The sequence below is a fragment of the Fibrivirga algicola genome (assembly GCF_011742925.1).
Lineage (GTDB): Bacteria > Bacteroidota > Bacteroidia > Cytophagales > Spirosomataceae > Fibrella > Fibrella algicola.
The window spans coordinates 243950-266644 of sequence record NZ_WAEL01000006.1 but is presented as its reverse complement, the minus strand read 5'-3'; the positions used below and the strand labels follow the sequence as shown (position 1 = coordinate 266644).

19 protein-coding genes and 1 tRNA gene are annotated in these 22695 nt (G+C 52.2%); 8 read left to right on the top strand and 12 right to left on the bottom strand.

Translation table 11 applies throughout. The features are described 5' to 3' along the window. Positions 1-51: 51 nt before the first annotated feature. The gene (bshC, locus tag F7231_RS17390) at positions 52-1599 is read right to left on the bottom strand and encodes a bacillithiol biosynthesis cysteine-adding enzyme BshC (RefSeq protein WP_166692858.1); all 1548 of its coding nucleotides are present in this window, start codon (positions 1597-1599) and stop codon (positions 52-54) included. Between the two features lie 185 nt (positions 1600-1784). Between bshC and gatB the strand changes: the two genes are divergently transcribed. From gatB to proC, 3 genes are all read left to right on the top strand, one after another. Continuing rightward, the gene (gene gatB, locus F7231_RS17385) at positions 1785-3266 is read left to right on the top strand and encodes an Asp-tRNA(Asn)/Glu-tRNA(Gln) amidotransferase subunit GatB (protein ID WP_166692857.1); all 1482 of its coding nucleotides are present in this window, start codon (positions 1785-1787) and stop codon (positions 3264-3266) included. A 62-nt stretch (positions 3267-3328) separates the two neighbouring features. Next, on the top strand, positions 3329-4462 hold the full coding sequence (locus F7231_RS17380) for a TlpA disulfide reductase family protein (protein ID WP_166692856.1): 1134 nt from the start codon (positions 3329-3331) through the stop codon (positions 4460-4462). A 119-nt stretch (positions 4463-4581) separates the two neighbouring features. Further along, positions 4582-5385, top strand: a complete 804-nt coding sequence (gene proC, locus F7231_RS17375; RefSeq protein ID WP_166692855.1) for a pyrroline-5-carboxylate reductase — start codon at positions 4582-4584, stop codon at positions 5383-5385. Positions 5386-5465: 80 nt separating this feature from the next. On the opposite strand, the gene F7231_RS17370 is transcribed toward proC, so the two are convergent. The 3 genes from F7231_RS17370 to F7231_RS17360 form a co-directional block, all read right to left on the bottom strand. Continuing rightward, complete coding sequence (locus F7231_RS17370; RefSeq protein WP_166692854.1) at positions 5466-6269, bottom strand: hypothetical protein; 804 nt, start codon at positions 6267-6269, stop codon at positions 5466-5468. A gap of 51 nt (positions 6270-6320) precedes the next feature. Further along, a complete protein-coding gene (gene purB / locus F7231_RS17365; RefSeq protein ID WP_085411794.1) occupies positions 6321-7652 on the bottom strand; it encodes an adenylosuccinate lyase in 1332 nt (443 codons plus the stop codon). A 112-nt stretch (positions 7653-7764) separates the two neighbouring features. Beyond that, positions 7765-8691 (bottom strand): DUF1207 domain-containing protein, encoded by a 927-nt coding sequence (locus F7231_RS17360; RefSeq protein WP_085411793.1) that lies wholly within the window; start codon positions 8689-8691, stop codon positions 7765-7767. 124 nt (positions 8692-8815) lie between these two features. On the opposite strand from F7231_RS17360, the gene F7231_RS17355 reads away from it, so the two are divergent. Further along, positions 8816-10945, top strand: coding sequence for a prolyl oligopeptidase family serine peptidase (locus F7231_RS17355; RefSeq protein ID WP_166692853.1), 2130 nt, complete (start codon positions 8816-8818; stop codon positions 10943-10945). A gap of 77 nt (positions 10946-11022) precedes the next feature. On the opposite strand, the gene F7231_RS17350 is transcribed toward F7231_RS17355, so the two are convergent. The 7 genes from F7231_RS17350 to purH all read right to left on the bottom strand — a co-directional run bounded on the left by F7231_RS17350 (position 11023) and on the right by purH (position 17273). Further along, positions 11023-11523, bottom strand: a complete 501-nt coding sequence (locus tag F7231_RS17350) for a hypothetical protein (protein ID WP_166692852.1) — start codon at positions 11521-11523, stop codon at positions 11023-11025. A gap of 83 nt (positions 11524-11606) precedes the next feature. After that, positions 11607-12236 carry a DedA family protein gene (locus F7231_RS17345; protein WP_085411791.1) on the bottom strand — a complete coding sequence of 210 codons (630 nt, stop codon included), beginning with the start codon at positions 12234-12236 and terminating at the stop codon, positions 11607-11609. Positions 12237-12327: 91 nt separating this feature from the next. Continuing rightward, positions 12328-14214, bottom strand: a complete 1887-nt coding sequence (locus tag F7231_RS17340; protein ID WP_166692851.1) for an ABC-F family ATP-binding cassette domain-containing protein — start codon at positions 14212-14214, stop codon at positions 12328-12330. 95 nt (positions 14215-14309) lie between these two features. Beyond that, a tRNA-Gln gene (locus F7231_RS17335) sits at positions 14310-14380 on the bottom strand. Positions 14381-14451: 71 nt separating this feature from the next. Further along, on the bottom strand, positions 14452-14742 hold the full coding sequence (gene gatC, locus F7231_RS17330; RefSeq protein ID WP_166692850.1) for an Asp-tRNA(Asn)/Glu-tRNA(Gln) amidotransferase subunit GatC: 291 nt from the start codon (positions 14740-14742) through the stop codon (positions 14452-14454). Between the two features lie 67 nt (positions 14743-14809). Beyond that, complete coding sequence (locus tag F7231_RS17325; protein WP_229365052.1) at positions 14810-15574, bottom strand: lysophospholipid acyltransferase family protein; 765 nt, start codon at positions 15572-15574, stop codon at positions 14810-14812. Between the two features lie 202 nt (positions 15575-15776). Beyond that, positions 15777-17273 (bottom strand): bifunctional phosphoribosylaminoimidazolecarboxamide formyltransferase/IMP cyclohydrolase, encoded by a 1497-nt coding sequence (gene purH / locus F7231_RS17320; protein WP_166692849.1) that lies wholly within the window; start codon positions 17271-17273, stop codon positions 15777-15779. Positions 17274-17352: 79 nt separating this feature from the next. Here purH and F7231_RS17315 point away from each other — a divergent pair, with 79 nt between their 5' ends. Beyond that, positions 17353-19026: an MATE family efflux transporter gene (locus F7231_RS17315; RefSeq protein ID WP_310589342.1), complete on the top strand. Its 1674-nt coding sequence runs from the start codon at positions 17353-17355 to the stop codon at positions 19024-19026. Between the two features lie 106 nt (positions 19027-19132). On the opposite strand, the gene F7231_RS17310 is transcribed toward F7231_RS17315, so the two are convergent. Further along, on the bottom strand, positions 19133-19525 hold the full coding sequence (locus F7231_RS17310) for an Hsp20/alpha crystallin family protein (protein ID WP_085411787.1): 393 nt from the start codon (positions 19523-19525) through the stop codon (positions 19133-19135). A 264-nt stretch (positions 19526-19789) separates the two neighbouring features. Here F7231_RS17310 and hemC point away from each other — a divergent pair, with 264 nt between their 5' ends. The 3 genes from hemC (at position 19790) to F7231_RS17295 (ending at position 22612) form a co-directional block, all read left to right on the top strand. Then, positions 19790-20713 carry a hydroxymethylbilane synthase gene (hemC, locus tag F7231_RS17305; protein WP_166692848.1) on the top strand — a complete coding sequence of 308 codons (924 nt, stop codon included), beginning with the start codon at positions 19790-19792 and terminating at the stop codon, positions 20711-20713. Between the two features lie 74 nt (positions 20714-20787). Continuing rightward, positions 20788-21231 carry a GNAT family N-acetyltransferase gene (locus F7231_RS17300; protein ID WP_166692847.1) on the top strand — a complete coding sequence of 148 codons (444 nt, stop codon included), beginning with the start codon at positions 20788-20790 and terminating at the stop codon, positions 21229-21231. A gap of 106 nt (positions 21232-21337) precedes the next feature. Continuing rightward, a complete protein-coding gene (locus tag F7231_RS17295) occupies positions 21338-22612 on the top strand; it encodes an ABC transporter permease (RefSeq protein WP_085411784.1) in 1275 nt (424 codons plus the stop codon). The last annotated feature ends 83 nt before the right edge of the window (positions 22613-22695 follow it).

The following is a 22695-nucleotide window of genomic DNA, read 5'->3' as shown; positions in this document are numbered from 1 at the left end:
GTGCGCCGCGGTGTACCGACAGCCATCAAACCACAAACTATGAGTTTCTTCTTACCCTTCCAGACATACCTGCATCTGGTAGTTGAGCGGGTCGAAATTTGTCAGCAACTTTTGCAGAAAACTGGCATCATTCAGGTAAAAGGTCAGGAAATTATCGGCACGCTCCTGCGGGGTTCCGCCAGGAAAGAGCTCCTCTTTCACCGTCAGGAGTTGACGAACACCCGTTTCCTGGTTGTGTTCTTCGGCCCGGCGCATTTTCTTTTCGAGGCGAACTACCGCATTGGCAAACCGCTTGGTTTCAGCCAGCACCGCTTTCTCCAGCGTTGGGTCAACCAACTGGGCTTTCTGCAAAATCGTAGCCAGTGCCTTGTTAACTACCTTGTTTTCGGCGTCGAATTTCAGGCTGTGCTCTGCATGGTGCTCTACATAGGCCCGTTTCAATGCAACTACATCTTGGAACATATCGGTCACAGTCAAGCCAAGCTTGTTGATCCGTCGGGCAGCTACTCTGGGTACGTAGAGGGCAAAGTTTCGGGGCATCAACATAGGGAATGCCAACCCATATTGATCAAATTCGGCTTTTAGCTGCAGCCAGTAAGGCACTTCAGATGGCCCGCCAATGTAAGCGAGATTGGGCAGGATAGTTTCCTGGTACATAGGCCGCATTACCACGTTCGGACTGAATCGTTCGGGGTGCTCATCCAGTTCTGCAAGCAATTCGGCTTCGGTGAAGCGCAGCTTCGTGTTCAGCACCTCATAGCCATCCTCAAGTAAGGATATCCGCTCACGCAGGCCGTCGTTGAGGTAGAATAGGTTGATATCGCGGGGCGAAATTGGCGTTTTATAACCTAGCTCATTGAGCTTCTCGGTCGTGCTGTTGACCAGCGTACTGGTGTTTTGCTGAAGTAATTCGTCGCGGAGTACGGGCAGGAAAAGCCGTTTCAGATCAGCATCGTCGGCGTCCAGACAAATCAATCCATCAGCACCGAACAGTTCATGCATGTAATACCGAACGGCATCGGCCAGGGTATCGTGGTTTAGATAGGCCTGTTCAAACAGCGGCAGTTTTTCAGGAATGGTCTTCAATAGATCGGCCAGTTCGCGGGGATTCATACGGCCAACAGCTCCGCGCTGTTCGGTTTCCCAACTGTGGGTACGGCCAAACAACCGGAAATGATTGATCTCGGCGAAATCGTGGTCTTCCGTAGCCATCCAGTACACTGGCACAAAATTGTAGTCCGGGTACGTCTCCTTCAGTTTCTTCGCCAGATTCAGAATCGTCACAATCTTGTAAACTACGTAGAGCGGCCCCGTGAAAATATTCAGTTGGTGACCTGTAGTGACGGTAAACGTGTTAGGTTGGCGCAGCAGATCAATATTGGGTACGTTGTTGATGCCTGCGTACTGACGAGTCAGCACGTCGGCCAGAACAGCCCTGTTTTCAGCCGAGAACTGCTTTTGCTGAATTTGTCGGGGAAACGCGTCGAGGGTTGGAAATTCACCGTAGAATGGCTTGACGGCCGGGACTTGATTGATGTAATCGAGGAAAAGCGACGAAAACTGGCCGGTGGCCGAGAGGGGCACGTATTGACAATCCATGCAGGCGAATCGAATGACGGGTTTACAGGTGCTTCAACATAGGCACGCGGCTTGGGGTTCACTGGTATCGTGTGAGGTTGGCGTTTGTGGTTTGCGGTTGCGCTGCCAGAAAACCAGTATATTCTCTGACAGCGTAACCGCAAACCACAAACGCCAAACCTCAAACGATAGCTATCTTTGCACTAATGCAAACCGAATCGACCGTAGTATACACACCCACAACCCAATACGAAGCCGTGATTGGGCTGGAGGTGCATTGCCAGTTGCTGACTCAAAGCAAAATGTTTGCCGCCGATGCCAACGCATTTGGGGCTGATCCGAACACGCAGGTAAGCGTCATTACGCTGGCGCATCCGGGGGCACTGCCCAAAGCAAACCGTGTGGCAGTGGAGTATGCTGTCAGAATGGGCATTGCCTGCGGTAGCGACATTACCCGCCGCAATGTGTTTGCCCGTAAAAACTATTTTTACCCTGACCTGCCGAAAGGGTATCAACTCTCGCAGGATAAGGGGCCCATTTGCGTGGGCGGCGGGGTGTTGGTGAAAGCCCGTGACTTCGATGGTGTTGTCCGCGATACCACTATTCAGCTGCACCATATTCACCTCGAAGAAGACGCTGGCAAAAGCATCCATGATGCCGACCCGATGGCAACTTGCCTCGACTACAACCGCGCCGGTACACCCCTGATTGAGATGGTGACCGAGCCCTGCCTGCGATCGGCCGACGAAGCCGGACAATTCCTGACCGAAGTGCGACGGCTGGTGCGCTACCTCGGTATTTGCGACGGAAACATGGAAGAAGGCTCGCTACGCTGCGACGTGAACGTGTCGATTCGTCTGCGTGGCGCCACCGAACTGGGCACAAAGGTGGAAGTGAAGAACCTAAACTCAATTCGCAACGTGCAACGGGCTGTCGACAGTGAATTCAGCAGGCAAGTAGCCGTAACCGAAGCGGGTGGCCGACTGATTCAGGAAACCCGTACGTTCGACGCCGCTACGGGCCAGACAATGGGCATGCGCGAGAAAGAAAGCATGAACGATTACCGGTATTTCCCCGACCCCGATCTGATGCCGGTGGTGATCTCCGACGAGTGGATGGCCGAGATCCGTGCTCAGATGCCTGCCCTTCCTCGCGAGCGATACCTCAAGTTCACCTCGCAGTACGGCTTGCCCGACTACGACGCGGCCTTGCTGACCGACACCCGCGAACTGGCCGATTTCTACGAAGCTGTTTGCACCGGGACGCCCAATTTCAAAGCCGCCTCGAACTGGGTGATGGGCCCACTGAAGGCGCAACTCACTGAACGGATGGCCCGCGACGGCCAGTTTCCTGTGTCGGCGAGTGCCCTGGCTGCGCTGATTCGCCTTATCGACGATGGCACAATAAGCCAGACAGCCGCCCAAACCATTTTCGGGCTGATGGTAGCCCAACCAACGGCTAACCCGGCTGAACTGGCAACCGCTAATGGCTTGTTACAGAACCGTAATACAGACGCCTTACAATCGTTAATAGAAGAGACAATTGCCGCCTGGCCCGACAAAGTAGAGCAGTACCGCAAAGGGAAAAAGAACCTGCTGGGTCTGTTCGTTGGCGAGGTAATGAAAAAGTCGAAAGGATCTGCCGATCCTAAATTGGTCAATCAGTTAGTGGTTAAAACGTTGGGCTGATTTTTGCTGCCCGTTAAACGACTTCCGGCAAAACTCGTCGAAGAAGTCAACTGAAACTAAACATGAAACACGTAGTTCTTGGTCTGGCCCTCCTGCTGGTTGGTACGGCCGCTCAGGCTCAAAAGCAAGCCACTGTTGCTGGTTTGCTTAAAACAGCCGTTCCGGGCAGTAAAGTGTATCTGGAAACCAATAATGCCCCCGCCATGCGGCTCGATTCGGCGGTGGTTGGCGCAGACAAACGGTTTTCGCTGAAAACAGCCGTACCCGACGGTGGTAACATTTACATCGTGGTTCTCAACGGAACAACCAAAACACCGGTGTTGCTGGAAGGAGGCGAGACAATTGAGATGCTGGTGGAGCCGGGCATTAAGGGCAAAGAGAAAAATGCTCCTACACCCAAGCCCAAAGTAACCATGAGCGGCGCCAAAACGAACGACCAGTTTCGGGTGCTGTACCAGATGCAGACCGACTTGCAGGCAAAAGGCCAGGATTTGATGAAATCATATCAGGAAGCCCAAACCCGCAACGATGCCAAATCGATGAGCCAGATCGAAAAGACATTCGACGAGGCCTCGCGCGAGAACACGCAGAAAGTAAAAGCCATGCTGCCTGAACTGGGTACGTCGCTGGCGGCCTTATACGCCACCAACTTCCTGAGTACGGAAACCGATTTCCCCACGCTGGATACGCTGGCTCGTCGCTTCGAGAAGGAAAATCCGAACAGCATCCATGCAAAAGCGTTTGTTGGCAACATTGCCCGTATACGGGGCGTTTCTGTAGGCTCAGAAGCACCGGAAATCGCACTGGCCGATACGAACGGTACGCCGGTTGCTCTGTCGTCGCTGCGCGGCAAGTACGTCCTCATCGACTTCTGGGCCAGCTGGTGCGGCCCCTGCCGTAACGAGAATCCCAACGTGGTTCGGATGTATGACAAGTTTAAAGACAAGGGATTTGCGATCTACAGTGTATCGCTCGATAACCCTGGCAAGCGCGAAGCGTGGGTACGTGCCATTCGCAACGATAACCTAACCTGGACACACGTATCGGACTTGAAAGGCTGGCAGTCGTTTGCTGCACAGCAGTATGGCGTCAGCGCTATTCCGGCCACGTTCCTGCTGGACCCAAGCGGCAAAATCATCGCCAAAAATCTGCGTGGTGACGCCTTGGAGGCGAAACTGGCCGAAATGTTGAAATAAATTAATAGTCTGGGTAGTCGTAGAAAAGAGTGCAAAGTCTGGAAAGTCGCCTTTTTGTATTCTTGCGACTTTCCAAACTTTGCACTCTTTTCTACGACTATCCAGACTTAAAGACCCTTATGAAAATAGCTATCCTCGGCTGCGGTAACATGGGCATGGCGTTCGCCAAGTCCTTTCTACAATACGATCTTGTAAAAAAAGAGAACCTGACGCTGATCGAGAAAAGCGCCGAACGGACGGAGACGCTGCGTGCCGAAAAAGCAGGTGTTGTGGTTGAGACCATCGGCCCGCGGGTTGGCGAGAGCGACCTCATCATTCTGTCGGTAAAACCACAGGATTTTGCGTCGGCGCAGGACGAGCTACGCGCGGTGATTCAGCCCCGACAGGTGGTTCTGTCGATCATGGCGGGTATTCCGATCAGCCTGATTCAGGAGCGTTTGAGCCATCGTATGGTCATTCGTGCGATGCCCAATACTCCCGCAATACTCGGTATGGGTATAACCGGCTTCACAGCTTCGCCTGAAGTGGACGCTGCGAGTTTGCGTAAAGTTGAGAACCTGATCAACGCTACGGGGCGCTCTATTTTTCTCGAAAACGAGTCTATGCTCGACGCCGTAACGGCGCTCAGCGGCAGCGGCCCGGCCTACTTTTATTATGTGGTGAAAGCCATGGTGGAAGCCGGTAAGCAAATGGGTTTTGATGAAGGCACGGCGGCTCTGCTGGTGAAACAAACCATGCTTGGATCCTACCACCTGATCAATAACGCCGACAAATCGCTCGACGATCTGATCAAGGCCGTAGCCAGTAAAGGCGGCACAACCGAAGCCGCCCTCCGAACGTTCGAGGCAGGTACGCTGTCGGAGACGCTCCAAGCCGGTATCCACGCCGCGCAGGTACGTGCCACCGAGTTGTCGAATGGATAACGTTCGCCTTGACGATACTGAGTCCTGCGAATTCTATCACGAACTGTTCAATGACGAGGATGTGTTGCCGGGTCTGGCGTTTATCCTATCCGATTATCGTTTGTCGTAGGCTGGGTACGTTGCCCGAATAACGGTTTACCCTGTAGGGCCTGTATAAAGATAGCCGTGGTTAGTAATCCGTATAAAACACTGATTACGACCACGGCTTTTACGTTTTGAACCACGTAATAGGCCAGGAGGGGAATTACTTGCAGTGCGTGCATTCCCAGAAAATGAGCAATGCGCAGATCGCCGTAGGTTCGGCTCCAGTTTACTAATGGTAATCCCTGGCTGCCGTTTTCACCGCCAATTGTGTGCGTTAGGCGGGCGCCCATAGCCATTCCCTGCATAGAGAAAAGTACGAAAATAACCAGCCCCAGGCGGATACCCCACACGTAGGCAATGGGCAAATCGGGAAAATCGGTTTGGAAGAAGAGTAGCCCGATATAGGCTGTCCAGAGCGAAATACCGATGGCCCCAACCGCCATCAGGCTGTACAAACCGGCGTAAAGCGGCGTGCTGACGTTGAAGTGCGACAGTTGCCCCCGTGCCGCCTGAAAGGCAACGTACCCATCTTCGAAAGCAAACAGTACCACCATACCCCACGAATACCAAACCACCGCACCCGACGTACCCAGATAACCCGTGTACCACGCCATCGACCACACGAAAATGGCCGTTGACAGGAAGAATTTCAAGGGCTTATACCACGCGTTGATACCCATCACATCGGTGTGTGTCACTCTGATGAATATGATACACAGCAACGAGGCAGCTAAACAAATAAGCCCCAGGTAATACAGCACCTCATTACGCGCTTTGAGTATTTCAAGAAAGTGACTCATGGTGGGCTTTCTTTATAGTGTTACTGACGCCAGATAGACGCAAGGATGTCTCTACACACCGGTATAGGTGAACGGTGTGATGGTACGTAACTCTCCTTTTATAACATCCGATACATCTAAACCATCGATGAACTCGCTGATGGTACTGGCGGTGATCGCTTCGTTTTTACGGGTTAGGGCTTTCAGCGCTTCGTAGGGTTGCGGATAGCCTTCGCGGCGCAGCACGGTTTGAATGCCTTCGGCTACCACGGCCCAGTTGGCTTCCAGATCGGCGTTGATCGCTGCCTGGTTCAGTTCCAGCTTGTTCAAACCTTTTAGCGTCGCGTTCAGGGCGATAACCGAGTGGGCAAAGGGTACACCGATATTGCGTAAAACGGTAGAATCGGTCAGATCCCGCTGGAGGCGCGAGATAGGAAGTTTAGCCGACAAGTGCTCGAAGATGGCGTTGGCAATGCCCAGGTTGCCTTCCGAATTTTCAAAATCAATCGGGTTTACTTTGTGCGGCATCGCCGACGAGCCGACTTCTCCTTCTTTAATTTTTTGCTTGAAGTAATTCATCGACACGTACGTCCAGATATCGCGATCGAGGTCGATCAAGATCGTGTTCAGGCGTTTGTAAGTGTCGAACAGGGCTGCCAGCATGTCGTAGTGCTCAATCTGAGTAGTAAACTGACTGCGTTCCAGGCCCAGGCTTCCGACAAATTCGTTGCCAAACGACTGCCAGTCAATGGATGGATAGGCTACTTTGTGAGCGTTGAAATTTCCCGTAGCGCCGCCAAATTTAGCCGCCGCAGGCACGTTAGCCAGCATACCCAGTTGCTTCTCCAGCCGCTCACAGAATACTAGTAACTCTTTACCGAGGCGGGTTGGTGAAGCGGGTTGCCCGTGGGTACGTGCCAGCATCGCCACGTCGGCCCATTGGTTAGCCAGTTCCTGAAGCCGCGTGTAGATCTTCCGGTACGTCGGCTCGATCTGTTCGGTCAGTGCCTCCTGTAGTAGCAGCGGAATGGCGGTGTTATTAACGTCCTGCGAGGTCAGACCAAAGTGAATAAACTCCAAAAATGGCTCTACTGACAGGCCTTTCAGCTTCTCCTTAATGAAATATTCTACCGCTTTTACGTCGTGGTTGGTGGTGGTTTCAATCGTTTTCACACGCTCGGCGTCGGCTTCTGAGAACTGCTCATAAAGCGCACGCAAGGCTGGGTACGTCGCCTTGTCTACACCGGCCAATTGAGGAAGGGGCAATTCGCAAAGGGCAATGAAATACTCAATTTCGATACGTACCCGGTAACGAATCAGGCCAAGCTCAGAGAAGTAAGGCGCCAAGGCTGTGACCTGTTTGGCGTAGCGGCCATCGATGGGAGAAATAGCTGTAAGAGACATAAAAGAGGGTTTGCCGTTTGTGGTTTGTCGTTTGTGGCTGCGTTGCTATATCATGACCCGATTGCGATAGGAGCGCAACATCAAACAACAAACGTCAATCATCAAACTGGTTTTAGAATGGGTTAAAGTAAAGACCGATGCCGGCCCATGAAACAGTCTGATATTCGTATTGGCCGTAGGGACGGTAGCCGTAATACATGTCGAGCATGGCCGTCAGGTTCTGGGTCGACCGGCCTAGTTCGTAGCCAATTCCCGCGTGAATACCCGGCCGGAAATTGGTTTGTTGCCAGAATTTAGCGTCGATTCCACCCACCAACCGCTGTCGTTTATTACCTGGTTGCCGGTAATACGCACCCATTTCGACATTGAATCGGTCGCGCTCGCTCTGCCCACGCAGGCAAACACCCGCATTACCGTATACCCTCAGCCCGTTTGGCAGGTCCCGACTAGCTGTAAAATCGAGCAATTCGTAGTTAACAGAATTGGGCGTGTAATACGAGAGCTGATACCGAACAATGTAGTCGTCGCCGAGGTGCGATGAGATGTGGTAAAGCCGAATCCGGTAGCTGTTGCGACCTTTGCGGAGATTATACCAGAAGCTAAGCTTATAGTCGTTGTTGATGATCTTATAAACCACCTGCCCCGGCTTTTTGGCAAAGCGGGTGGTATCGCTGAAGACCTGAAACTGCGTAAACGAGCCAACGTCCAGCCCCCACTCGTGCGCCTGACCCGGTGCGGTAGTGACGCGGTAGAACGGCTTATGAAAACCGAAGGCAAATGGCACAAACGTACCCTGATTCAGGTCGCGGTCGCGGGTGTCGGTTTCAGTAAATCCTACTTTCCGCTCGCCGCTCGTATTAAAGTAAGGGAGGGCACTACCATATACCTGCGCTTCGAGGGGGTCGAGCAGAATAGGCGCAAACAGATGATTTTTAGGAAACCACTCCTTGCGCGGATAAGCCGTTGTATCGGTCGCTGACTGAGGCCGGGCTGTGAGGCAAAAAAAGCAAAAGGCACTGATGAGTAAAGCGAGTCTCATGCGGACGATGGAAAACAAACAGCAAAGGTATCGAAAACGACTGGCGCATTTTATTCTTCACGACTACACATTTCTGTACTGGATGAACGAACTTTGGGCTATACGCCTAACTTCAATCGCGCCCATGAACAAACTACCCCTAATTGGCCTCTCGCTTATGCTTGGCACTACCGCCGCACTGGCCCAGACTGGGTCACTAAAGTACCCCGTTACCCGCAAAGTCGACCATGTCGACAACTACCACGGCACCACCGTAGCCGATCCGTACCGCTGGCTCGAGGATGACCGATCGGCTGAAACAGCCGCCTGGGTGAAGGCTGAAAATGAAGTCACCAACGCATTTCTGGATAAGATTCCTTACCGGAAGCAATTGCAGGACCGACTCGAAAAAGTCTACAACTACCCGAAGTATTCAGCCCCTTCGCGGAAAGGCGACTATTTCTATTTCTCTAAAAACGACGGCCTGCAAAATCAGTCAGTGCTATACCGGCAAAAAGGACTCGATGGCAAACCGGAAGTGGTAATCGACCCAAATAAACTGTCTACCGACGGCACCACGCGCCTGGGTGCATTCTCGCTGTCGAAAGATGGTAAATACGCCGTGGTAGGTACGTCGAAAGGCGGGTCTGACTGGCAGGAGTACCAGATCATGGATATGGCGACGAAACAGTACCTGCCCGAAAAGCTGGAATGGGTAAAGGTTTCGGGCGCCGCTTGGCAGGGAAATGGTTTTTACTACAGCCGCTACCCAAAACCCGAAGGCTCGGCCCTGGCGGCGAAGAACGAGAACCATCAGGTTTTCTTCCATCAGCTGAATACTCCTCAATCGGCCGACCGTCTGGTGTTTGAAGACGCCAAGAATCCGCAACGGTTCCATACCCTGGGTACGTCGGACGATGAGCGTTTTGCGTTTTTGACGGTTAGTGATCGCGGAAAGGGCAAAGATGGCAACGCGCTGTACTTCCTGGATGCTACGGCTAAGGCGTCGACCTTCCAGCCGGTGGTGTCTGACATTACTAACGATCAATATGGCGTTATTGAGAACATCGGCGGTGATCTGCTCATCGAAACCAACGCTGATGCACCCAACAACAAGGTGATGCGTTTCAGCACGACTACGAAAAAGTGGACACTGCTTATTCCGGAGAAACCAGAGCCGCTAACCAGCGCCGGCAGTGCGGGCGGTAAGCTATTCGTGCAGTATTCGAAAGACGTAACCTCGCGGGTGTACGTATATGACATGAACGGCAAGCTGGAAAACGACATTCAGCTACCCGGCATTGGTACGGCGAGCGGCTTCGGCGGCGAGCGCGACGATAAGTTCGTGTTCTACACGTTCACGTCGTTTACCTTCCCGCCCACCATTTACCGCTACGATATTGCCACGAAGAAGAGTACTGTTTTCCGGGCGCCGGAGGTTGATTTCAAACCGACCGATTACGAAACGAAACAGGTTTTCTACACCAGCAAAGACGGCACGAAGGTTCCGATGTTCATCACTTACCAGAAAGGCACGAAGCTGGATGGCAGCAACCCCACCATTTTATATGGATACGGCGGCTTCAACGTCAGCTTACCGCCCGCCTTCTCGTCGTTTCTGATCCCATTTCTCGAGCAGGGTGGCGTGTACGCACAGGCCAACCTGCGGGGCGGCAGCGAATACGGCGAAAAATGGCATGAGCAGGGCATGAAAGCCAAAAAGCAAAACGTGTTCGACGATTTTATTACCGCGGGTGAATACCTGATCAAGGAGAAGTATACGTCATCGGCCAAGCTCGCTATTCGGGGCGGCTCAAATGGCGGTCTGCTCGTGGGCGCGGTCATGAACCAACGTCCCGACTTGTTCCGGGTGGCCATTCCGCAAGTGGGTGTAATGGACATGCTCCGCTTTCACAAGTTCACCATCGGCTGGAACTGGATTGCTGACTACGGCAGCGCCGACAACGCCGAGGACTTCAAATACCTCTACCCTTACTCGCCGATTCACAACATTAAGCCCGGCCTGAATTACCCCGCTACGCTCATCACGACTGCCGACCATGATGACCGGGTTGTACCGGCCCACTCGTTCAAATACGCGGCTACGTTGCAGGAGGCCTACAAAGGCCCCAACCCTATGCTGATCCGTGTCGATGTAAACTCAGGTCATGGTGCCAGCAACACGAAGAAAAACATCGAGCAAACCGCCGATATCTATTCGTTCATCCTCTGGAATATGGGCGTAGGTACGTTGAAGGAAATAGCCAGTAAGTAAGGCGCCCCTACAACAGTTATTAACGCAAAAATGCCCCGACCGTTTGGCCGGGGCATTTTTATATACTTGATAATGTTCTACTGACCTAGCTTAAAGGTTACGCCAACTTTAAGAACAGATATGGATGAACCAAGCTCCGCAAAGACACCTGTTTTCTCAGCAAACATATAGCGACCGCCTAAGTGTATAGGCGCTGCAATAAACGATGAGTTATAAAAAGAGCTAAGTCCACCAGTGTAACCAAAATAGGTTATACCCAAACCAGCATATAAGTCAACGTTCTCAGGTGTGTTCAACAGGTCATTGAAGTGATACGAGCCACGAACGCCTAGATCATAACCGCCAAATCCATCACCAAAGGTTCTATATCCAGCAGCACCACCAACCGTTATGTTTTTAGCGACGCCGAAGTCAGCTGCAGCGTTGAAACCAATTCCTGCACTATAATAATAGCTACCACCAAGGCCAATACCGAGGTTAACGAACTTGGTACCTTTATCAATATCCATCTGAGCAAAGCTCTGTGTTGCTACCAGCGACAGGCTGAATAAAGCAATGATTGCGAAGATTTTTTTCATTGTGGACTTTTCTTTTTCGTGAAACTTGGGACAAATAAAGTGAGGTTTTGGCGATTGTAACCAATAAAGGCTTATTTCTCTTATCAATCGGTAGTTTTTCGGGCATTCAAATAGCCTCTAATAACGGTGAACGTAGTAACGCCTAAGAAAAACAAGATGATCCAGTGTACGTAGTTAATTATCCAGGGAAACTGAACACCGAAATAGTACCCACCCCCCACCAATACAATCGTCCAGAGCGCGCCACCAGCAATGTTATAGATCATAAACCGGGCTAGGTTCATGTGTATGATACCCGCCAGCAGGGGTGCAAATGTGCGAACAACGGGCAAAAAGCGAGCGACAATCAACGCCTGGCTACCGTAACGCTCGAACGTCTTGCGTGTATTAGCAATGTATTCCTGCTTGAAAAATAAGGAGTCGGGCCGGTTCTGGAGCTTCGTGCCAAAGAAGTAACCAATGCCGTAGCCCAATAGCGCACCAGCTACAGCTGCCCCAAAAATGCAGCCCAACAACAGACTCAGCGAGACAAGCAACACCTTAGTGCCGGCGAACACACCGGCCAGAAACAACAGGTAATCACCGGGCAGGAAAAAGCCAAAAATGACTCCGTTTTCGATAAACACGATCAGCGTTACAACCACTAGTCCACCCGTCCGGATGATTTCCTCGGAGTTGAGCAAGTAGCGAAAAAAGTCAAGAATAGCGTCCATTTTTCAGTGAGTAAACGAATAAAGGGGTGAAATAGGCTGGCCATCATCTATGACAGCAATGTCATCTTTCACCCTTTCATACTTTTGCTCTTTACATATGTTCCGCTAGTTCTAACCAGCGGTCTGATTTGGCAGCAACCTGCGCCTCAATGTCTTCGATCTCCTTTGCCCAGGCCGTTAGCTGTTCGTGATGACCGCCATTGTTTAGCAAGGTAATCACCTCGGCCTTACGTTGTTCGAGGGCATCAATTTCGGTCTCCAACGTTTCATATTCACGCTGTTCCTTAAAGCTTAACTTCTTTTTCTGGCTAGTGGCGGCAGGTTTCGTCGCTGACAGATCGACTGGGGCCAGTTTATGGCTGGCTGAGGCCGATTCTTTCGTGGCAGCGTTCTTCTTCGGTTGGGCATCGCGCCACTCGCGGTAATCAGTATAATTACCTGGGTAATCACGCACCTTTCCCTGCCCTTCCAGCACGAACACGTGGTCGACCAGCCGGTCCATGAAGTACCGGTCGTGGGTAACGATAATCACGCAGCCAGGGAAATTGAGCAGGAAATCTTCGAGTACGTTCAGCGTCGTGATGTCCAGATCGTTGGTAGGCTCATCCAGAATCAGGAAGTTGGGGTTTTGCACCAGTACCAGCAGCAGTTGCAATCGCCGCTTTTCGCCGCCGCTTAGTTTGGCCACAAAATCGTACTGCTTCTGCCGGTCGAAGAGAAAATGATGCAGCAGTTGGCTGGCCGTAATGGTTTGTCCATCGGCGAGTTTCATCACCTCGGCCACTTCCTGCACCACGTCGATCACGCGCTGATTGTCGGCGATGTTTAGTTCGCTCTGCGTGTAGTAGCCAAAATTTACCGTTCCACCCGCCGTAATCTTGCCCGAATCGGGGCGCAGTTCGCCGATCAGCATGTTGAGCAGCGTGGTTTTACCCATGCCGTTCTTACCGATCAGCCCCACCCGGTCTTGCCGCTTAAAGGTGTAGGTAAAATGGTCGAGCAGGATTTTTTCGCCAAAGCGTTTGCTTAGGTTTTCAACTTCCAGAATCTTGCTGCCTAGGCGTGATACACGCAGGTTCAGATCGAGTTCGCCATCGTTGCGGCGGTTTTTCACTTTGCCCTCCAGATCCTCAAAGGCATCTTCGCGGTACTTGGCCTTGGTACCCCGTGCTTTGGGCTGCCGACGCATCCATTCCAGCTCGCGGCGGTAGGTATTCTTATTTTTCTCGAACTCAGCGGCATCGATGGCAATGCGCTCGGCCTTCTTCTCCAGGAAATATGCGTAGTTGCCTTTGTAGCTATACAACTGACCCGCGTCCATCTCGACAATCTGATTACACACCCGGTCGAGGAAATACCGGTCGTGGGATACCATCAGCAGTGTGCCATTATTGGTATTCAGGAAGCTTTCGAGGTATTCGATGGCTTCCAGATCGAGGTGGTTGGTAGGCTCATCGAGAATCAATAGATCAGGGTTTTGAATAAGCACCCGCGCCAAAGCTACCCGCTTGCGCTGACCGCCCGATAACGTACCTACCCGCTGCTCGACATCCTGAATGCCCAGTTCACCCAGAATCTGCCGAATCTGCGCTTCATAGTCCCAGGCTTCCAGCTTCTCCATCTGGTTCATCGCCTTTTCGAGCGCGTCGTGATCGCCACTGACCAGGGCTTTTTCGTAGGCCCGTACAGCGTCAAGCTGAGCACTCTCGCCCGCCAGCACCTCTTCCATAATGGTGAGTGCTTCGTTAAGGTCGGGTTGCTGATTCAGGTAGCCAACCGTGATGTCTTTCCGCACGCTGACCAGTCCGGCATCGGGAGGGGCAGCACCGGCCAGAATTTCGAGCAGCGACGTTTTACCCGAGCCATTAGCCCCTACGATGGCAATTTTGTCGCCCCGGCTGATACCGAAGTTAATGTTGCGGAACAACGTCCGGTCGCCGTAGGCTTTGGCAAGATTTTCGGCTGATAGGTAATTCATGAGATCTACGTAAAAAAGGTTGTAACACGGAGTTACAACCCTTTGACTCTAAAAACCAAAAAAAGCCGACTCGGTGAAGAATCGGCTTTGGGAAGTAGCTCGACCAGGATTCGAACCTAGACAGACAGAACCAAAATCTGTTGTACTACCCTTATACTATCGAGCTGTTTTGCAATTGCGAGTGCAAAGATACGTACTCAGGTAATCTAAAATCAAGTCAAATCGCAAAAAAAATTATTAGTCCATCACTTTAATCACCTTAATGAACTGGTCATCGTGGTCGGGAGCATTGGCCAATGCCTGATCGCGAGGCAGTTGATTCGCTACAATGTCGGTACGTAAGACATTGTCAATTTCTTCCGACATGTGCATCAACGGTGCCACACCAGTTGTATCAACTTCATTAAGTTGCTCCATCCAGTCGAGCACGCTGTTCAGACTGGTGAGCAAGCTAGCCTCTTCTGCCGGATTAACGTCTAAACGGGCCAGATGGGCTATTTTATGCAAGGTTTCGGTATCAACTTTCATAGAGAAACTGGTTTGTCGGGTAGCCTTGGGCGTTTGAGGTTGCTTCGTTAGTTAGCAGGGTTAACGCTTAAGCCCTAACGGTCAAATCCTTATGCAATTCATTATCAATAACTTGAAAGGCTTGTTCACGAAGTGAATTAACGTCGGCCTGTGTCAGACCATCCGTTGAAATAGGCTCATGAAAAACTACCCGAACAGGCTCCCAGTTCATTCGGAATGGCGTACTGTCGGGTAAAATACGGTAGTTGTTGACCAGTGTGATGGGCACAATGGGTACCTGACGCTGCACTGCCATACTAAATGCCCCGTCTTTGAAGGGATAGACCATCTTGGGTGGCTGTTTGGCCGTAATACCTCCTTCCGGAAAAATAACAATACTGCGCCCCTGCGCTAGTGTGCGCATGCATTTAGCCAGCGAATACGCGCGGCTCTGTGAGCTCGACCGGTCGACCATGACGTGTAATTTAGCGTACATGTAGCCAAACAGTGGAATCTTACGAACGCTGATTTTACCGATGAACGCATACAGGCCCGGCACCACTAAAGCGGCTACGGCAATGTCGATATACGAGAAATGGTTGGCACAGTACACGTACGCTTTACCCCGCTCGGGCCGAAAACGCCAGTCGACACGAATAGGCATGCCAATAAACGTGAACACCAGAATAGCCCACAACCGAACGGCACCGTGCGCCAGCTTCAGGCCGAATTTATCCGTACTCCCCGATAGCCAGCTCCCCAACAGAATGAAAGGCAGCAGCAGCAGGAAAAAGAAGGCCAACACCACTACGCACCAACTCGTGTAGAGCAGACTGAACCAGGATTTTAGCACAAATCAGAAGGGTTAGATTGGAATGAAGCCTGCTACTACAAATTCAGTCGACTACTTATCAATTGCAATTCAGCTACTATACCGTATTGCTTGGCTAGTATGCTTCGCGCTGTAGGCCCTTTGGCTGGACCAGCTCGCCGCCGCGATCACAGACAGGCTCAGGGCCTACAGCGCGAAGCATGCAGCACAGCAACAAGTTAAACTAGTGTTTAAAGTGCCGCACACCGGTGGTTACCATGGCGATGCCGTGCTGGTTGCAGTACTCGATGCTGTCTTTGTCGCGGATAGACCCACCGGGTTGCACCACTGCGGTAATACCTGCCTGACCAGCAATTTCAACGCAGTCGGGGAAGGGGAAGAAGGCATCAGACGCCATCACGGCCCCGTCGAGGCTGAACCCGAAGGCATGAGCTTTCTCAATGGCCTGCTTCAGCGCATCTACCCGGCTGGTTTGCCCAACGCCACTAGCTAGCAACACATCTTCTTTAGCCAGAATAATGGTGTTCGATTTGGTGTGCTTGCACACTTTCAGGGCAAACTCCAGGGCACGTACCTCGCTGTCGGTTGGAGCCTTATCGGTTACGGTCGTAAACTGATCGGCTGTTTCGGTCACATTGTCTTTGTCCTGCTCCAGTACACCGTTCAGAATCGTTTTCACCAGCGTGGTAGGCAGCGCAACCGGCTTACGCTTCAAAAGAATGCGGTTTTTCTTCGATTTCAGCAGTTCCAGCGCTTCGGGGGCGTAGTCGGGCGCGATCAGGATTTCCATGAACAGTTTGTTCAGTTTTTCCGCCGTTGCCAGATCTACAGGTACGTTGGTGATCACCACGCCACCAAACGCCGAGATAGGATCACAAGCCAGGGCTTTGGCATACGCTTCAGACGGAGTAGCCGCAGAGGCAATACCGCAGGCGTTGGTGTGCTTGATGATCGCATAAGTAGGTACGTCCGATGTAAACTCGTCGATCAGTCCAACGCAGGCGTCAACGTCGACCAGGTTATTGAACGACAGTTCTTTGCCGTGCAACTTATCGAAAATAGCATCGAGATCGCCGTGGAACATAGCTTTCTGGTGCGGGTTTTCGCCGTAACGCAGTTCGCTTTTTTTCTGGGCCGCTTCTCCCGCGAAATACTGATGAATAGCTGTGTCGTAATGCGAAGTAGTAGCAAAGGCCTCCATCGCGTAGCGGCGACGCGTTTCCAGATCGGGCTGACCGTCGGTTTCGGTCAATACCTTTAGCAGATCGGCGTACTGGTTGCGCGACGAGACGATCAGGGCGTCCTGAAAATTCTTGGCACCGGCCCGAATCAGTGAAATGCCGCCGATGTCGATCTTCTCGATGATGTCTTCGGCTGAAGCACCCGATGCTACGGTTTCCTCAAACGGGTATAGGTCAACCACTGTAAGGTCGATGGCGGGAATGTTATGCTCCTGCGCCTGGGCCACGTCACCTTCATTATCGCGACGGTAGAGGATACCGCCAAATACCGCCGGGTGCAGGGTTTTCACCCGGCCACCGAAGATAGACGGATAGCCAGTTAGCGATTCAACGGGAATAACGGGAATACCGAGTTGCTCGATAAACGTTTGGGTACCGCCCGTTGAGTAGAGCGTAACGCCCTGTTGGTGCAACAACCGGACAATGGGTTCGAGGCCGTCTTTATAATAGACCGAAAGCAGCGCAGAGGTGATTTTCATTTTTACTGGATGCAGGTTGTTGGATAACAGATAGTAGCCCGTTGGGTGAGATTTGGCTGATTCCAAAAGCCAACGTCCAGTGGCCAGCATCCGGTATCCATTTTATTCGCGCAAAGATAGACAGCCTATTCGTTTTGCGGGCAGTCGGCGTATAGGCAGTATCTTCGCAACGTACCTGACGGGCAACTTCGCTTCAGGTACGTTTTGCAGTAACCCACGTATCAAATTGAGCACCTTTAAAAAATTAGCCAGCGATACCGCCCTATATGGTATAAGCACGATTGCAGCGCGGTCAGTCAATTTTTTGCTAACTCCTATTCAGAACTACGCCTTTAGGAAAGGCGGTACGCTGGCCTCTAACGTTACGCTCTATGCCTGGATCGGCGTGCTGTTGACACTCTATACACTTGGGCTCGAAACGGCCTTTTTTCGATTTGCGGCACGTAACAAAGGCAAGGAAAACGAAGCCGAGCGGGTACGTGTCTTCTGCCGGACGCTTACCATTGTAGCCATCATCAGCGTAGTGTGTACGGCATTGATTTTGGTGTTTTCAAAGCCTATTTCGGTGGCGCTTGGCTACCCCAACGAAGTACTGTTTATCCAGTGGACGGCCCTGCTCGTGGGTATCGACGCCATTATGGCTATTCCTTTTGCCCGGCTGCGGGTTGAGGGGAAGGCGAAGCAGTTTGTGGTGGCCAAGCTCATCAACATTGGGCTCAACGTACTTCTCAACGTGTTTTTTATCGTTATATGCAAAGACATCACCGAGGGCGATTATCTACCTAGCCTACGCCCGATAGCCGAAGTTTTCTACAACCCCGTGATCGGTCCCGGCTATATTCTGCTGGCTAACCTGCTTGCCAATGCTTTGTATTTTATAATCCTGCGGCAGGCATTCCGGGGGTTCCGCTTTGCGTTTGAGTGGCCCGAAACCAAAGCGCTGGTCGTGTATGCGTTCCCGATTATGCTGACCGGACTGGCGGCAGTACTTAATAACCTCACTGACAGGCTGTTCCTTGAGGCGTTTTTGCCCGACAACTTCTATCCAGGTCGCTCATCCAAGTGGGCGCTTGATGTGTACGGGCAGTGTTTCAAGCTGTCGGTACTTATCAGCCTGGCCATTCAGTCATTCAAGTTTGCCGCCGAGCCGTTCTTTTTCGGGCAGGTTGAAAACAAAGATGCTCCCGACCTGCTGGCCCGCGTCACGAAGTGGTTCATCATCTTCTGTGTAGCGCTGTGGGTAGCCATTGGCCTCAACATGGACCTCGTCGGGCTGGTGATCAACCCCGAACGGCGTGATGGGCTGGGCGTGGTGCCACTATTGATGCTGGGTAACCTCTTCCTGGGCATTTATTACAACATTTCGTTCTGGTTCAAACTGTCGGATAAGACGCAGTTTGGCACGCTCATCACGGCAGTAGGGCTGGTCGTCACGTTTGGGCTTAACTGGCTACTGATTCCAATTCTAGGCTTCATGGGTTGTGCGTGGGCGTTCCTGGCTTCGAGCATAGTAATGACAGTGATGTGCTACGTGCTGGGCGAGAAGTACTACCCCGTCCCCTACGATCTGCTATCAGCGGCGGGCTATATTCTCGGCGGCGGACTACTGATTTATTTGGCCTCGTTTATCCAGATCAGCAATCTGTGGCTGTCTGTTCCGTATCACTTAGCGCTGTTTGGCCTATTCTTGGGCTGCATCGTGGCCGTGGAGTGGAAAACGTTTGGGCCAGTAGTGCGGGCGCGGTTGAGGTAAACCGCAAGCAACGTACATAGCCACAAAAAAAGAAACCCGGTCTCGTAAGACCGGGCCGCACGCATCTATATGTAACAGAGCCCCTAGCGGCCCCGGACAGGAAGCATCAGAATAGATTCTTAATGTCGATGTTGCGATACTCGTGCTCTTCGTCGTTGAAAGGCAGATTCACCGTTACCTGACCATACTCATGTTCAGCCTCAATATGTTCGGCGTCGATGAAGTCGGGAATATCAATCACTTTCAAGAACATGGGCACAGCTAAGCGTTGTCCCGCCGACTCACTATCATGAACCAGCAAGGTGTACAAAACCAATTTGTTGCCCTCTACCAACACGTTGAATGAGTTGGCGCTAACGCCAGGTGCTGATAGGCGAATGACCAATCGGTCGTCTTCGCGCTTCACTTTCATTTCCGTCAGGCTCGATCCGCCATACAGCGTATTGAGCAAATCGATTTGTCCGCCTGTTCCTTTAAACACATGATCTACCGTTCTCATAGTACGTGTTGTTTACTGTTCGATGTTATATAGACAAAAGCTGTGCCTGAGGGTTTAAAGCCCGTTTTTGATGCCAGATTGACAGCCAAAAACCGTCAAAACGCCGTATAATCAGACGTTTTGACGGTTAAAAAGTATCGACTGGCCTTCTGGTAAATTTTGGCGTATTTAGTTGATATGTAGCGAAAATTACGCACAACGTGCCGAAGGCGTGAAACGTGGTCTACACCCGCTAAACTGGGCGGCACGTTGTACCTTTGTGGTATGCATATTCGAATTGGAACCCGCAGCAGCCGACTGGCCCTATGGCAAGCCGAATATATTCAGCAGTTGCTTCAGGCGGCAGACGTTACGTCTGAACTGGTACTCATTGAAACAAAGGGCGATCAGATTCTGGATCGGTCACTCGCCAAGATCGGCAGTAAAGGCCTGTTCACGCAGGAGTTGGAGGATCAACTCCGGTCAGGCACGATTGATATTGCCGTGCATTCGGCCAAAGATTTACAGTCGAGCCTACCCGCCGATCTCAGCATTATTGCTTTCACCGAGCGCGAACGCGTTAACGATGTGCTCGTAAGCCGAGATGGGTCATTGTCGCTCACATCAGGCCAAGCGTTTACTATCGGTACATCATCGACACGGCGGGTGGCTATGCTTCGGCATTATTGCCCGCACATTAAGGTAGTGGATATGCGGGGAAACCTGCAAACAAGACTCCGCAAGCTCGACGACGGCCATTGTGATGCCCTGTTGCTCGCCTACGCCGGTGTACACCGCATGCACTACGACGATCTGATTGCCGAACACCTGCCAATCAGCGACTTCACACCCGCCGTTGGCCAGGGCAGTGTAGCCATCGAAGCCGCCGACACACTTCCGCTCGATAAGCTTGCCCAAGTACGTTCGCTTACTAACCATGAGCCAACCGAAGCGTGCCTGAAAGCCGAACGGGCATTTCTCCGTCGACTGGAAGGAGGTTGCAGTATTCCTGTGTTTGCACTGGCAACCTGGGCTGGCGAGGAAATCAGCCTGACAGGCGGTCTCATCAGCCTCGACGGTGCCGATATACTCCGCGAGACCTTCGTCGGGCCACCTGCCCAGGCCGAACAACTGGGTCACGACCTCGCCGAAGCCCTGTTAGCCCGCGGCGGTGACGAGATTTTGCAAAGCATTCGAGAAGCATTATAAAAGTTTGTGGATGCGCTGCTAAGTCATCGTGTCTTGATTTAACAACGCAACCACAAACCACATATTTCCCTCCCATGACCATCAACTTTGCCAATACCGATGCCGACCTACGTCGATGCTTGCCGGCTTTACTGACATTGCGTCCACACTTAACCGATGAAGCGGCGTTGACTCTGCTGCACGACCAATTGGCCAATGACCGGTTCAGCGTCGCGTTCGTGGACCTCGGCGATCATGTACCAGCCCCGGCGGTGATCACGTTTCGGCGGATGACGATGCTGGTATCGGGAAAGACGATCTACATCGACGACTTGTCTACCTTACCGGAGGGGCGGGGCAAGGGCTATGCCGGGGCGCTGGTTGATTTCGTGATTGAACACGCCCGGCAATCGGGTTACGAGACCGTTTCATTAGATTCGGGGCAGAATCCGACCCGGTACGACGCCCATCGGCTGTACCTAAACAAGCGATTCAACATCACCAGTCATCATTTCTCACTCAATTTAAGAAACAAGTAATTGGATGGTCAGGCAGTTAAATACTTAGTGGCCCGGCGCAGCAAACGGCAGCTACCAGTTACCCAATCACCTGATTTACTCACTTACCCGATTCCTCAATTACCCCATGAACCTCGCCAAACTAAGCTGGAGTAACCTGGTCGATAAGCCAATGAGCAGTTTCCTGAGCGGGCTGCTCATGACGCTTGGCATTGCCATCATTTCGCTGTTGCTGCTCTTGAATAAGCAGTTGCAGGATCAGTTTAGCCGCAATATCCGGGGCATCGACATGGTGATTGGCGCAAAAGGCTCTCCTCTACAGTTGATCCTGTCGAGCATTTACCAGATCGACTCGCCGGTGGGTAACATACCACTCGAGGAAGCCACCCGCCTGACGCGTAACCCAATGATTAAAACAGCGATTCCGCTGGCGATGGGCGATAGCTACAAGTCGTTCCGGATTGTGGGCACCAACCAGAAATACCTCGATCATTTCGGAGCAACCATTGCGCAGGGGAAAGCCTTCACCAACGATCTGGAGGTAGTCATTGGTCCCCGCGTAGCTGCCGCAACAGGGTTGAAAGTGGGCGATAGCTTTGCCAGTCAGCACGGTTTGGATGGCAACGGCGAAGCACATGGCGACAAAAAATACAAGGTCGCAGGTTTACTGGCCCCCAGCAACAGCGTCTGCGACCAACTGATTCTGACCAACGTGTCGAGCATCTGGGCGGTGCACAATCATGACGAAGGGCACGAAGAGGTAGCCACCGGACCTGGCGGGGCAACAGCGGCCGACAGTGACGAACATCACGATGGCGATGAAGCCCACGAAGATGAGCATGACCACGAAGCTGGCGCCGGTCCCGAAATTACCAGTATGCTGGTAAAGTTTCGGAACCCGATGGGCATGATGCTCAAGCGCGGTATCGACAACAACTCTAAATTGCAGGCCGCGCTGCCCGCCATCGAAGTAAACCGGTTATTTGACTTGCTCGGCGTGGGCGTGCAAACCCTGCGTGGTCTGGCGCTGGCCATTATTATTGTGGCAGGCATCAGCGTATTTGTGTCGCTCTATAATTCGCTGAAAGAGCGCCGCTACGAAATGGCCCTGATGCTCTCGATGGGTGCCACACGGGCGCAACTTTTTGGCATGCTGCTGCTCGAAGGGCTAGTACTGGCTCTGATCGGCTTTGTGGCGGGTTTGGCCCTGAGTCGGCTTGGGCTCTGGCTGCTCTCCCAATTCGTAGAAGGTAATTACCATTATAGTTTCAGCGATGCCGGCATTCTACCCGATGAATGGTGGCTCCTGGCCGTTGCGGTGGGTATCGGCCTCGTTGCTGCCGCCCTACCCGCCATCGGTGTGTACCGTATGAACATTTCACGAACGCTAGCGGAGGAGTAGACCCCTAACCCCTCTCTCAACTGCGAGAGGGGAGCTACTCGACAGCAACTTCGCTAATTAGCAGAGCTACACTAAAGCGGCTC